Origin of the sequence: Acinetobacter sp. YH12068_T (genome assembly GCF_024606005.1) — a bacterium.
Taxonomy (GTDB): domain Bacteria; phylum Pseudomonadota; class Gammaproteobacteria; order Pseudomonadales; family Moraxellaceae; genus Acinetobacter; species Acinetobacter amyesii.
Genome location: NZ_CP094555.1, coordinates 605,657 through 619,038, shown reverse-complemented (window position 1 = coordinate 619,038; position 13,382 = coordinate 605,657). Strand labels below are relative to the sequence as shown.

General features: G+C 42.1%; 11 protein-coding genes. 5 read left to right on the top strand and 6 right to left on the bottom strand.

Annotated features, from left to right (window positions below; genetic code table 11):
* Positions 1 to 104: 104 nt before the first annotated feature.
* Positions 105 to 2,828: a preprotein translocase subunit SecA gene (gene secA, locus MST18_RS03030; RefSeq protein WP_111885392.1), complete on the bottom strand. Its 2,724-nt coding sequence runs from the start codon at positions 2,826 to 2,828 to the stop codon at positions 105 to 107.
* Positions 2,829 to 3,165: 337 nt separating this feature from the next.
* On the opposite strand from secA, the gene MST18_RS03025 reads away from it, so the two are divergent.
* From MST18_RS03025 to MST18_RS03015, 3 genes are all read left to right on the top strand, one after another.
* On the top strand, positions 3,166 to 3,801 hold the full coding sequence (locus tag MST18_RS03025; protein ID WP_180133955.1) for a peroxiredoxin: 636 nt from the start codon (positions 3,166 to 3,168) through the stop codon (positions 3,799 to 3,801).
* Between the two features lie 314 nt (positions 3,802 to 4,115).
* On the top strand, positions 4,116 to 4,943 hold the full coding sequence (locus tag MST18_RS03020; RefSeq protein ID WP_180133954.1) for an MBL fold metallo-hydrolase: 828 nt from the start codon (positions 4,116 to 4,118) through the stop codon (positions 4,941 to 4,943).
* Positions 4,933 to 5,532: a dual specificity protein phosphatase family protein gene (locus tag MST18_RS03015; protein WP_180133953.1), complete on the top strand. Its 600-nt coding sequence runs from the start codon at positions 4,933 to 4,935 to the stop codon at positions 5,530 to 5,532. Before MST18_RS03020 ends, MST18_RS03015 begins: the two co-directional genes overlap by 11 nt.
* 20 nt (positions 5,533 to 5,552) lie before the next feature.
* On the opposite strand, the gene MST18_RS03010 is transcribed toward MST18_RS03015, so the two are convergent.
* Genes MST18_RS03010 through trpA form a run of 4 tightly spaced genes read right to left on the bottom strand, consistent with a single transcriptional unit; the run spans position 5,553 to position 9,503 of the window.
* Positions 5,553 to 6,530: an SPOR domain-containing protein gene (locus MST18_RS03010; RefSeq protein ID WP_180108124.1), complete on the bottom strand. Its 978-nt coding sequence runs from the start codon at positions 6,528 to 6,530 to the stop codon at positions 5,553 to 5,555.
* Complete coding sequence (folC, locus tag MST18_RS03005) at positions 6,527 to 7,810, bottom strand: bifunctional tetrahydrofolate synthase/dihydrofolate synthase (protein WP_180133952.1); 1,284 nt, start codon at positions 7,808 to 7,810, stop codon at positions 6,527 to 6,529. Before folC ends, MST18_RS03010 begins: the two co-directional genes overlap by 4 nt.
* Positions 7,807 to 8,703 (bottom strand): acetyl-CoA carboxylase, carboxyltransferase subunit beta, encoded by an 897-nt coding sequence (accD, locus tag MST18_RS03000; protein ID WP_180133951.1) that lies wholly within the window; start codon positions 8,701 to 8,703, stop codon positions 7,807 to 7,809. The genes folC and accD overlap by 4 nt, the downstream gene beginning before the upstream one ends.
* Positions 8,700 to 9,503, bottom strand: coding sequence for a tryptophan synthase subunit alpha (trpA, locus tag MST18_RS02995; RefSeq protein ID WP_180035843.1), 804 nt, complete (start codon positions 9,501 to 9,503; stop codon positions 8,700 to 8,702). The genes accD and trpA overlap by 4 nt, the downstream gene beginning before the upstream one ends.
* Before the next feature lie 363 nt (positions 9,504 to 9,866).
* Between trpA and MST18_RS02990 the strand changes: the two genes are divergently transcribed.
* Complete coding sequence (locus MST18_RS02990) at positions 9,867 to 11,201, top strand: Na+/H+ antiporter NhaC family protein (RefSeq protein WP_180133950.1); 1,335 nt, start codon at positions 9,867 to 9,869, stop codon at positions 11,199 to 11,201.
* A gap of 84 nt (positions 11,202 to 11,285) precedes the next feature.
* Here the strand turns inward: MST18_RS02990 and MST18_RS02985 are convergent, their stop codons facing one another.
* A complete protein-coding gene (locus tag MST18_RS02985) occupies positions 11,286 to 12,314 on the bottom strand; it encodes an AraC family transcriptional regulator (RefSeq protein WP_180133949.1) in 1,029 nt (342 codons plus the stop codon).
* Positions 12,315 to 12,459: 145 nt separating this feature from the next.
* Here MST18_RS02985 and MST18_RS02980 point away from each other — a divergent pair, with 145 nt between their 5' ends.
* Positions 12,460 to 13,335, top strand: coding sequence for a metal-dependent hydrolase (locus tag MST18_RS02980; protein WP_180108127.1), 876 nt, complete (start codon positions 12,460 to 12,462; stop codon positions 13,333 to 13,335).
* Positions 13,336 to 13,382 lie beyond the last annotated feature (47 nt).

Genomic DNA, 13,382 nt, shown 5'->3' with positions numbered 1-13,382 from the left:
CATTTAATCTACTGAACTGCAAATACTATTCAGGTCAGATTAGTAGTGTAAATAAAAAATCAGAGCGCGAAGGCTCTGATTTATTTGAAATTAAACAATGCTGTTTAGATTTTACCGTGACATTGTTTATATTTTAGACCTGAACCACATGGGCAAGGCGAGTTACGACTTTCTGGCGGAACAATCACTTGCTCTGCAGGTGTGTATTGCGCATCGATAACATCATTACCATTGGCTTCAGCCAACAAATTATCAAAGTCATTGTGTGACAATTGAAGATTCATTGATTCAGCTTGAGCCTGTTTTTGAGCTTCCATTTCTGCAAGTTCTTCGGCTGTAGGCACATGAATACGAGATAAATCTGTCACGACATCGGACTTAATCACAGCAAGCATGTTTACAAATAAATTAAAGGCTTCTTTTTTGTATTCTTGCTCAGGATTTTTCTGCGCATAACCACGTAAATGAATCCCCTGACGTAAGTAATCCATTGCTGCCAAATGCTCTTTCCAATGGCGGTCCAATGAATTCAACATAAAGTGACGTTCGAGCATTGCAGCCGTTTCGTCACCCATTTGCGTACGACGTGAACGGTAGTGCTGAAGAACTTCATCAGTAATACGTTCAACCAAAGCCTCTTCATCCAAACGACGATCTTGCTCTAACCACTGCGAAATTGGCAATTCAATCGATAGATCTTCACGTAGCGCCTTTTCAAGACCTTCTATATCCCACTGATCGTGAATAGACTCAGGTGGAATATATATTTCGATCATGCCTTTAGTCACATCCTGAATCATCGTTTCGATGTAATCTTGTAAAGACGGTTCAACAAGAATTTCATCACGCTGAGAGTAAATAATCTTACGTTGTTCGTTGTTTACGTCATCGTATTTCAATAGATTTTTACGAATATCGAAGTTACGTGCTTCAACTTTACGTTGTGCATTTTCAATCGAGCGTGAAACCATTTTATGCTCAATGGCTTCATCTTCTTTCAGCCCCATGGCACGCATCATTGCAACCACGCGATCACCTGCGAAGATACGCATCAAGTCATCTTCAAGCGACAAGTAGAAACGTGATACACCTGGGTCACCTTGACGGCCCGCACGACCACGTAACTGGTTATCGATACGACGAGATTCATGACGTTCTGAACCAATGATGTGTAAACCACCAGAGTTCAGCACCATTTCATGATTTTGTTCCCACTCTGCTTTCAAACGTGCTTCATCTGCTTCAGTCGGCTCTTCAATCTTCGCCAGCAACGCTTTCCAGTTACCACCTAACAGAATATCAGTACCACGACCAGCCATGTTAGTCGCAATGGTTACTGCACGAGGTGAACCCGCTTGCGCAATAATATCCGCTTCGCGCTCATGTTGTTTCGCATTAAGTACTTCATGTTGAATACCAGCTTCTTTCAGCTTATCTGATAAAATTTCAGAGGCTTCAATGGTTGCTGTACCAATCAGAATCGGCGCAACACCCGCTTCATGAATACGTTGAATTTCTTGAATGATGGCGTTGTATTTACCTTCACGGTTTAAATAGATTAAATCGTTTTGGTCATTACGAATCATTGGGCGATGGGTTGGAATAAGTACAACATCCAAGCCATAAATTTCTTTCATCTCTGCAGCTTCAGTATCTGCAGTACCCGTCATACCCGATAATTTCTTGTAAAGACGGAAATAGTTCTGGAATGTTGTGGTTGCTAGTGTTTGGTTTTCAGGTTGAATTTCCAAACCTTCTTTGGCTTCTACCGCTTGATGCAAACCTTCTGACCAGCGGCGACCCGGCATGGTACGACCAGTGTTTTCATCGACAATGATCACTTCACCTTCGTGGATGATGTAATGCACGTTGCGTTGGTATAGGTAATGCGCACGAATGGCCGCAGAAACATGGTGTACCAAGTTTAAATTAGCAGATGAATATAGACTTTCACCTTCAGCAAGCAAGCCCATTTGAATCAATTCAGCTTCAACAGTTTCATAACCGACTTCGGTCATTTCTACAGAGCGCTGTTTTTCGTCAATCCAGAAGTGACCACCATCTGGTACCTTCTCTTCTTTTTGTGCATGAAGTTTTGGTGGAATGCTGTTAATGGCAGCATACAACTGTGATGAGTCTTCTGATTGACCAGAAATGATCAACGGTGTACGTGCTTCATCAATCAGGATCGAATCGACCTCATCGATGATGGCATAGGTTAAGCTGCGCTGTTTTTTCTCAGCAGCAGAAAACACCATGTTGTCACGCAAGTAATCGAAACCGAATTCGTTGTTGGTACCGTAAGTAATGTCAGCACGATACGCTTGAGCTTTTTCAGTTGGGTCTTGCATTGAGTAAATAATCCCAATGCTTAAACCTAAAAATTCGAATAATGGACGGTTTAATTCAGCATCACGCTGTGCGAGATAGTCGTTCACCGTAATCACGTGAACACCTTCACCACTAATCGCATTGAGGTAACAAGCAAGCGTTCCCATGAGGGTTTTACCTTCACCGGTACGCATCTCTGCGATCTTACCTTCATGTAAAGTAATACCACCAATCAGCTGTACGTCATAATGACGCATGCCCATGACACGCTTTGCAGCTTCACGACAAACAGCAAACGCTTCAGGTAATAATTTATCAAGGCTGTCGCCTTTTTTATAACGTTCTTTGAATTCTTCAGTTTTTGCAGATAAGTCTGCATCGCTTAGAACAGATATCGTCGGCTCGAGCGCATTAATCTTCTCTACGATTTTACGCATGCGTTTGAGTTCGCGCTCATTTTTGGTACCGAAGATTCCTCCGATCAGACTTGCCAACATGAATAGACTCTCTAAATCTTGCTTGTCAAATGAATATATTTTCTTAGTCGTTATTATGGTGCTAGAAATTCGAAGTACAAGGGTTTTGCACAAAAATCCCCTTAAATATTCTGCGCTCGGGTTCTAGCCCCGGAGACTTAAGGCAAGCTAATGTAACAAATTTTCTGCAGACAACATAGTGACTCTGTCGTGAGATATTTCGCATTTATCCCCCAATAAAACTGTTTTATATGAAATATATTCATAAAGAAATGAAAAAACACTATTTTTAATCATAAAAAAAATCCTTCATATTTATTTTCAAGTTAAACAAATCCAATAAATACGGGGATATTCCATGACGATTCGTTTAGGTGATACTGCACCAGACTTTACTCAAGACTCAAGCGAAGGCAGCATTCATTTTTATGACTTTTTAGGTGACAGTTGGGGCATTTTATTTTCGCATCCTGCCGATTACACCCCAGTCTGCACCACAGAACTTGGATTTACCGCAAAACTAAAAGATGAATTTAGCAAACGTGGTGTCAAGGCCATTGCCCTGTCTGTTGATGATGTTGAGTCGCATCATGGTTGGATTAACGACATTAATAATACTCAAAATACCACGGTCAACTTCCCGATCATTGCAGACAAAGACCTTAAAGTGTCCACCCTTTATGATTTCATTCACCCCAATGCCAGCGAAACATTAACTGTTCGCTCTTTGGTGATCATCGATCCACATAAAAAAGTCCGTTTAATCATTACTTATCCTGCATCTACAGGGCGTAACTTCCATGAAATTTTACGTGTCATTGACTCTTTGCAACTGACAGACAACCATAAAGTTGCAACACCGGCCAACTGGCAACAAGGTGAAGATGTGGTGATTGTGCCGTCATTAAAAGATGAAGAGGAAATCAAACAACGCTTTCCTCAAGGATATAACGCAGTTACGCCTTACCTTCGTTTAACGCCTCAACCTAAGTGAGGATAAAACGGAGCATTACACTGTCCGAGCGCAAGATAAGAAGCTCTGCTGTGAGTGACCAAAGCGAAGGTACAAATTTAACCATTTTTAAGTGCAGCACCTGACCCAACTCAGAATTATAACCATAGTTACTGATAGTTACTTATAGTTACTTATAGTTTTCCCCTCAGAACGAATGACGAGCCCGTTCTGGCATTCTCCAACCTGCTCATCTTCGGATGAGCTTTTTTTTGATTACAAATTCCTCTCAGGGATTAGATTGGTTAAACATCACAATTCCGTTATAACTAAGAAAAACTTAAAAACAACAAACCGTGATTCATCAAATTCATCATTTACATTGTGGTAGTTTTTGTCCAACGTGTGCCCCTTTATTTGGACAGAAAGGCTTTCGCGCACATTTGGTCTGTCATTGCCTGCTCATTGAAACCGATAAAGGGCTCGTCTTAGTCGATACAGGACTGGGCTTACAAGATTATTTGCATCCACAAAATCGTTTAGGTCGGTTTATTTCACGCACAGCGCAGATCAAATTTAATCCGCAACTGAGTGCGATTCATCAAATTCAAAAATTAGGCTTTAAGGCTCAAGATGTTCAACACATTTTGTTGTCACACTTAGATTTTGATCATGCTGGCGGGATCTCTGATTTTCCGCAGGCGACCGTGCATGTACTAGCCAGTGAATATAACGCCACTCAAAACCTTCATAGCTTAAAATCACGACTGCGCTATCGATCACAGCAATTCCAACTGCATCGTTATTGGAATTTTATCGAAAGCATCGGGACGCAAGCATGGTTTAACTTAGAACACACTGCCGGTCTGTCTATTTTTCAAGATGACATTTTAATGCTTCCACTTTTGGGACATACCGCGGGTCATGCCGGTATTGCGATTAAAAATAACCAGCGCTGGTTGTTATATTGTGGCGATGCTTATTACTCACAGCATCAATTAAATCCAAATTTTCATTCGCGGGCCTTAAATCAGCTTGAGCGTTTATTTGCCACCGACAATACACAGCGACTGCACTCCCTTCATAAGATTCAGCAGTTAGCGCAGCATCCGGACATCGATCTCATCTGTGCACATGACCCATTAGAATTCGCTCGCTATCAGAATATAAGCTATGACCGCTAAAATCCTACCAATGATCCTACTCAGTGTTAGCTTCATCTTCACGGGTTGCATGACATCAAATCCATTACCTTTAAATGAACGTCCTCAGCATTGGGGCAAAGTCGTTCATCAACAGCATAATTTTTATCAAATCAGCCCAACAGTATTTCGCAGTGAACAACCTGATGCAGATCTCGCCCCTGTTCTACGAGAACAGCACATCGATGTGATCATAAATTTACGTTCGCGGCATCATGACCCAGAACGCTTAAAAAATGCTATTGATATGCAAAAGATTAAATTTGTACATATTCCGATACACACATGGCAAATCGATCGTGAAGATTTACTGGCGGTGATGAAAACCATAAAAGAAGCTGAACAACAGCAGCAAAAAGTTTTAATCCATTGCTACCACGGCTCAGACCGTACAGGCGTGAGTGTGGCCATGTACCGTATTATTTTTCAGCATTGGTCCATTGAGGAAGCAAAACGTGAAATGAAACAAGGTGGCTATGGCTTCCACCCTATTTGGAAAAATATAGACCGATTATTCAGCCCTGAAAATGTAAAATGGATTCAGCAGCAACTACTGAATCCATCTTATTAAAGGTCATTCCTCATATAAACTTAGCGTTTATCGAGTGGTACCCAGTCAATTACCCACGCCGATTTCATATTCAAACTTGCATCTGAATTGATCTTTTTACGTGTTGCGTCCGCAGCATCACGGTCCTTCGAAGGGCCGACCATAATACGAATGCCTTTAGATGTAGGACTCTTCGTCACTTTATAGCCTTTTGCACGTAATTTTGCAGCGACGGCATCTGCATTGGCTTCATTGGCAGCTAGAGCAACTTGTACCATCCATTGCTTATCGCCATTTTCCAACAGATCACGTGCCTTTTCAGCTTCAGCTTTTTTCTTGGCTTCGGCTTTACGCTTTTCTTCCGCCTTGTGTTTTTCTTCGGCTTTACGCTTTTCTTCAGCTTGTTGCTTCGCTTCGGCTGCTTTCTTATCTGCAGCTTTTTTCTCAGCTTCAGCATGTGCTTTACGTTCAGCTTCTTTTTGAGCGTCCGCTTTACGTTTTGCTTCAGCTTTTTGTTTTTCTGCTGCGATACGTGCCTGATCAGCCTTTTGCTGCGCCGACTGACTCTCTAACTTTTTTTGAGCCGCCAACTTATCCTCAGCTAAACGCTTTTGCTTTGCTTTTTCATCTTCAACCAATTCGGGCGGAATATTATCCGAACTTTGTTGAGCTGAACGATGTGCGTTTAAAGCCGCATATTCTTCTGCTGCTTTACGTGCTGCATCCGCTTCCGCTTGTTGTTGCATCGCTAAAAATTCTGCTGCACGTGCTTCTTGCTCCGCAACCGATTTTTCACGGGTACGTCGTTGTTCTTCGAGCAAACGCTTTTCAGTTTCAACATCAACAGTCAATGATGACATTTTACCCGCACCCTGACCTTGTTGCTCAACTTGAGCCATTTCAGGGGTTTGGCTTTGATTTTGATGTATTTCTTCTTTGCCTTTAAGTAAAAGTGCGGCCAGCAGTACACCACCACCTAATAAAACAACACCACCCATCCAGCGTTGTTTGTTATTCATTGACATTCTTCCAGATACTCCCATACCGCTTCTAAGGTATGAAATGAACCACATACCAGAATCAGCTGATTATTCTTTGTTTCTTCCAGCGCGGACTTAAAAGCTAATTGCACATTGTCATAATGTTCTACGACTTGATGCTGCAGTGCGCTATCCAATTGTGTGATAGATGCCGCACGTGGCACATTTAATTGTGCAATTTTCCACATTCTTACCGTATCTTTCAATAAGTTAACGACAGAATTTATGTCTTTATCAGTCAGCATGGAGAAAACGCTGATCACTTCTGTGTATTGTTTATTGTACTGGAGGAAATTTCGCAATTGCTTTAACAAAAATTCAACACCATGCGGGTTATGTCCCGCATCGAAAATCACCGTTTTACCTGCAATTTCTCTAACTTCAAAACGGCCTTGTAACTTGGCATTGATAATCCCCTGAGCGATCGACTGCTGAGAGACCACCAAACCACTGGCCAATATTGCCGCTACAGCCGTAGAGATATTTTCGAGTGCCAAAGAACCCACGGGTAGTTTTAAGGTTGAACCTGATGAGGCAAACATCCAAGATTGTCCATCATCACTGTACTGATAAAAATAATCACGATTGAGTACATGTAAAGCGGCTTGGCAATCTTCTGCTTTTTGACGAATGGCTTCAGGCAAAACTTGCTGCCCACCAAAAATTACGGGAATATTTGGACGAATAATCCCTGCTTTCTCAAAAGCAATTTTTTCAATGGTGTCGCCCAACCAATCGGTATGGTCTAAACCAATATTGGTAATCACTGCAACATCTGGATCGACGACATTGACCACATCAAGTCGACCACCGAGACCTACTTCAAGTACCCATACATCGCAATGTTGCTGTTTAAAAATAACAAAAGCGGCCAAAGTGGTCGCTTCAAAAAAAGATAAACTTAATTCACATTCACGACGCGCCTGATCAACAGCTACAAAAGCATCAATCAGGGTTTTGTCAGCCACTTCAACACCTTGAAGCTTTACACGTTCATTGAATCGATAGATATGCGGTGATTGGTAGAGCCCCACGTTATACCCTTGGGCATTTAAAATTGCAGCCAAAGTGGTCGTGGTTGAACCTTTACCGTTTGTTCCCGCGACCGTCAGCACTTTCGCATCAGGCTGGGTTACACCTAGTCGTTCCGCAACAGGAATTACCCGCTCCAGTCCTAAATCAATACCCGTAACATGAACATGGCTCCAATAATCGAGCCATGTGTTTAAAGAATCAGTTGCAAGTGGTGCTGTGTTCAAGGCAAGTTCATCAATTTCGCTACAATACGATAAACTGTATCACGTAATGCATGACGGTGGACAATTTGATCGACTACACCATGATCAAGCAAGTATTCTGCACGTTGGAACGGTTCTTCCAATTTTTCACGTACAGTTTGCTCAATCACACGCTTACCAGCAAAACCAATCATGGCTTTCGGTTCAGCCAAGTGAACATCACCGAGCATTGCCAATGATGCAGTCACACCACCATAGACTGGATGTGTCAGCACCACTAGATAAGGCAAGCCAGCATCTTTCATTTTTTGGATGGCAGCAGAAGTACGCGCCATTTGCATGAGTGACAACATGCCTTCTTGCATACGTGCACCGCCAGAGGCAGCGAAGCAAATAAGCGGTTGTTTTGCTTTAATCGCAAGTTCAGCCGCTTGAACAAAACGGTCACCAACCACAGTGCCCATTGAACCGCCCATGAAATCAAATTCAAATGCGGTTGCAATCATTGGAATGCCTTTCAGCGTTCCTTGCATCACCACTAAAGCTTCTGTTTCACCGGTTTTCTTCTGCGCTTCAGACATACGGTCTGGATACGCTTTGCTATCTACAAATTTAAGTGGATCTTTGCCTTTAAATTCTTGACCCAATTCTTTTTGTACTTGGTCAAAGAACCAGTTCAAACGATCTCGCGCTTTCATTCGCAAGTGTTCATCACACTGCGGACAAACGTAGGCATTAAATGACATTGCAGTACGAGTCACAAGTGCATGACACTCAGGACATTCAATCGTCGGCTCAGTAAATGTCGCCTTTAATGCTTGCTGTTCATCAGGTACATGAATACCTGGTACCGCACGCTCTGTCCATGGCGTAGATGCGCTCAGAATTTTGCCTGTTTTTGCGTCTTGACTCATACTAACTCATCGAGCGCAGCTCGAAGCTCCTTCACTTTATTCACTGTTTCGATTACAGCTTGTTCTGGCGCTAAGTTTGCAAATTGTTTAACAAAAGCACTACCTACAATCACCGCATCTGCAGCAACACCCATGGCTTTCGCCGATGCTGCATCACTAATACCAAAGCCAACGCCGACAGGTACCTGAGTATACGACTTGATTTTTTGAATACGTGCCGCAGCTTCAGCAACGTCTAACGTCGCTGCACCTGTCACACCTTTCAAAGAAACATAGTAGATAAATCCACTGGCTTGTTTCACCACATGCTGAATACGTTCATCAGTGGATGTTGGCGCAAGTAAGAAGATTTGATCCATGTCGTATTTTTTCAATACTACATCTAGATCTTTTGCTTCTTCTGGTGGAAGGTCCACCAAGAGCACGCCATCTACACCGCATTCATGTGCATAGGCAACAAACTTTTCATAGCCGATTACTTCAACGGGGTTTAAATAGCCCATCAGTACCACGGGTGTTTCTGAATCGTTTTTACGGAACTCTTTCACCATGTTCAAGGCATCTAGAGTATTGGTTCCTGCAGCAAGCGCACGCTCCGCGGCAAGTGCAATAACAGGACCATCCGCCATTGGGTCTGAAAATGGAAGACCCAATTCGATCACATCTACACCTGCCTCAACCATTTGATGTAACAAAGGTACCGTTACTTGTGGATGAGGGTCACCAGCCATAACATAAGAAACCAAGGCCTTACGCTGTTGAGATTTAAGCGTTCCAAATCGAGTGGCTAAACGTGACATAGGGTTATACTTTCCTTGAATGAATCAAAACTATGATGTGGGTTTTGTCGAAATACAAGACATCGCATTGTAACGCTATTTTTTACCCATTGAACAGGGCATACAATCCTCAGTCGGCATTTCTCATGCAAACATAATTTTCCAGAACAACCCGAAAGCATCATTTACCGATATTTCAGTTTTTTTCACAATGATCAAAGATGCCTAATTTTAGGATCTGGCAAAATTATAAGGTTTTAGACTAACTTAATTTTATCATCAAAAAAATGTTAAAAATAACAGGCTTAGCATTTACATTTTAATTTTCCTTAAATTGCAAAACCTGCTTTATACTAGCCGCATACTTTTATTTTTTTATCTCCTATGTCCTCCGATTCACAAGTGAAAGTGCCTGCTCGGGCATTTGCACTGCTCCCGCTTATTGTTTTTCTGACCATTTTTTTGGGCAGTGGTATTTACCATTCCATCATTGGAACTGAGTTTGCGTTCTATCAAGTGAAAGCCCCAGTCGCTGCTCTTCCTGCAATTGTATTGGCAATTTTGCTCTATCGCGGCAAGATCAATGACGCGATTGACACATTTATGAAAGGTGCCAGCCACCCGAATTTGATCTTAATGTTCATGGTCTTTATGCTCGCTGGTGCTTTTGCCAGTGTCAGCAGTGCCATCGGTAGTGTCGATGCAACAGTGCAATTCGGACTATCGGTAATTGCGCCTGAGTTCGTGCTGCCTATGCTGTTTATTATTGCGGCCTTTATTGCCACAGCGATGGGAACCTCCATGGGCACCATTGCAGCCTGCGCGCCAATTGCCTTTGGTTTTACACAAGTCACCGAAATTGAAGTGGTGTATGCCATTGGTGCTGTGGTCGGTGGTGCTATGTTTGGTGATAATCTGTCGATGATTTCAGATACCACCATTGCTGCAACGAACAGTCAAAAAGTTCAACTTCGCGATAAATTTAAGGTCAATGTCTGGATTGCTGTTCCTGCATCGATCGTTAGCATTTGTATCTATTTAATTATGAGTCAAGGTTCACAAGCGATTGAACACAAAGCTTATAATGCGTGGCTAATCCTGCCGTATTTAGCCGTATTTATTTTGGCCTTTTCACGTTTGCACGTGCTTGCTGTGCTGACTATTGGTGTCTTACTGTCTGGTTTGATTGGTTTGGTGATTCAACCTGAATTTAATTTTTTAAGCTTAAATAATTCTATTTATGACGGCTTTACCGGCATGTTTGAAGTTGCCCTGCTTTCTATTTTCTTGGGTGGTATTTCTGCCATTATGCAAAAAGAAGGCGGTTTAGAATGGCTGATTCAACGTATTTACAGCATGACACGCTGCTTTAAAGTTGGTGCTGAACGCGCAGGTGAAATTGGTATCAGTTTCTTGGTGATTTTCTCCAACCTATTTGTAGCAAATAACACTGTCGCAATTATTTTATCTGGTGACATGGCACGTGAAGTCGCCAAAGAATATGGTGTAGACCCTAAACGTGCTGCTGCGCTCTTGGATATTTTCTCTTGCGTAGTCCAAGGTCTCATTCCTTATGGTGCACAGCTGTTACTGGCTTGTTCGATCGCAAAACTTTCGCCTGTGGAACTGATTGGTAGTGTGTATTACTGTTGGGTCTTGGCAATCTTTGCCATCCTTGCCATTTTACTTCGGTATCCAAAATTAAAAGCTGCGGCATAAGTTTGGCCTTAAAGAAAAGCGGTCGTTTGACCGCTTTTTTTAATGTTGTTTGAAAGGCTTTTCTTAACGAGCAATCTGCAAGTTTTATTCTAATCTCAAGGCTTTTTTTCGCGCTAATAATGTCTCTCCGCTATATGCCTTAAAAGCACGTGCCAAAGCAGACTGATCTGAATATCCTAACTGCAACGCGATATCCGTCAAATTGGTTTGTTGTGAAAGTAAATATTCACAGCGTTTCATCCGTTCAAGCTCCAAAAGCCGTTTAAACGAAGTGCCTTTCTCCTGTAACTGTCGTTGCAGGGTTCTGACTGACAGATGTAACTCCTCTGCTAACCATTCTATTTTAGGGGCTTGCTGCTGTAATTTGAGATAATCTGCTATGCATTGTTGCATCTGTTGAATTGGATCTGAATGTTGCGAACGAGCAGCTATCGCCTCTTCGGCTTGACGTAATAACAATTGCATCAGTGACGGATCAGCAAGTTCTGACTTTAAATCCAAACTATCGGCATGAATCACAAATGAATATTTAAGGGTCGAAAATTCCATTTGGCAGCCATAAAACTTTTCATAGTGATAACGTGCCATCCGCGGCGCATGGGCAAAATGAATGCAGAGTAACTTTAAAGAATCTGGAAAAATTTGCTTGGCCAAATGTGCCATACAGGCCATGGTCAACTCATTCACCAAAGCATATTCATCATCATGCTGTGGCCAAGACAGAATAATTTGATGATCTTGATGGCTCATATTCATTGGCACAATTTGCGCCCCATCAATCACCAAACGACTAAATCGCATCACATATTGCAAAGCATCTGCAACGCTATTACTCAGTGTCGCCATATAGCCTAACACCCCAAAATGCTCCGCACGAATATACTTGGCCATTTCAAAAACCAATTGCGGACAATCCAGATGCTGCTGAGTCAGTTGCATGATGCTGTTAAAAAAAGAATTCGGCGATTGAGAGTCGATCGGCAAAGACAGCACATGCTGAATTTGCGCAGCATACGGCGCAATCCATTCGAGCTGTGTATAGTTTAATTCACGCTCAATTAAGACCATATTCCACAGTTGGAAGTAACCATTTGGGATCTGAATTTCAGCCATCTCGCCCCTCTTTCTGACCTGCCAATTCTGACATTTTATATTTTCATCATGGCGTAAAATGTATAAAAATTGGCAATATCTGTCAAAACAAAGTGCAATTTCTCCGACATACTGCAATCAACACGACTCGCACAGAAAAAATATCATGAATGCTATCGTCAAATATCAAGTCGAACCTATTGTTCGCACAAAGCTGAATTTTAAGTTGGAAGAAATCCCGCGCTATTGGTTTGGCGGAGACCCCTTTTTAACACGTATGTTTGATGCCTTAAGCCTGACCTTTCCTGATGGCGAGCGCTATTTTATTGAATCTGTACGTCTGTTCCGCAGTCAAATTCAAGATCCTGATTTACAACAACGTGTCGCTGACTTTATTCGTCAAGAAGCGCAGCACGGTATGGCGCATGACAAAATGAACATGTTGATGAAACAACAAGGCATGCCTGTCGATGCGTTCATTAAACGTCTAAATAAAATTTTTAAATTTGAACTGAGCAAACGCTCACCTGAATACAACATTGCCATGACGGCTTCTGCCGAGCATTTGACTGCATTGATGGCTGAAACCTTTTGTAGCCAAAAGTCCGTACTAGAATCTGCGCATCCTTATGTCCGTGCATTATTTATTTGGCATGCGATAGAAGAAATGGAACATCGCGATGTGGCTTTTGATGTGATGAAAGATGTGGCTAAGGTCGATGAAAGTCTAAAGAAATTTACTTTGGTCTGGACCAGTGGATTGATGCTTGGCTTTACCTTATACCGTGCCAATGTGATGCTGAAACATGACGGGTTCAGCTTCACTGAACGTTTAAAATTAAATATGAAAGGCTTACCGTGGTTCTTTGGTAAAAATGGCACCCTCACCCGAATGAGCAAACCATATCGAGATTGGTTTAAAAAAGACTTCCATCCGAGTCAGCATCCCATTGTGCAAAATTATGATCTTTGGTTAAAAACTTATGAAGAAACCAATGATCCGATACAAGCAGCTGAAGTGTTTTGGCAAGCTGCAAAATAAAAATTGAATAAAAAAAAGCCGCATCGATTGCGGCTTTTTTATAGGCT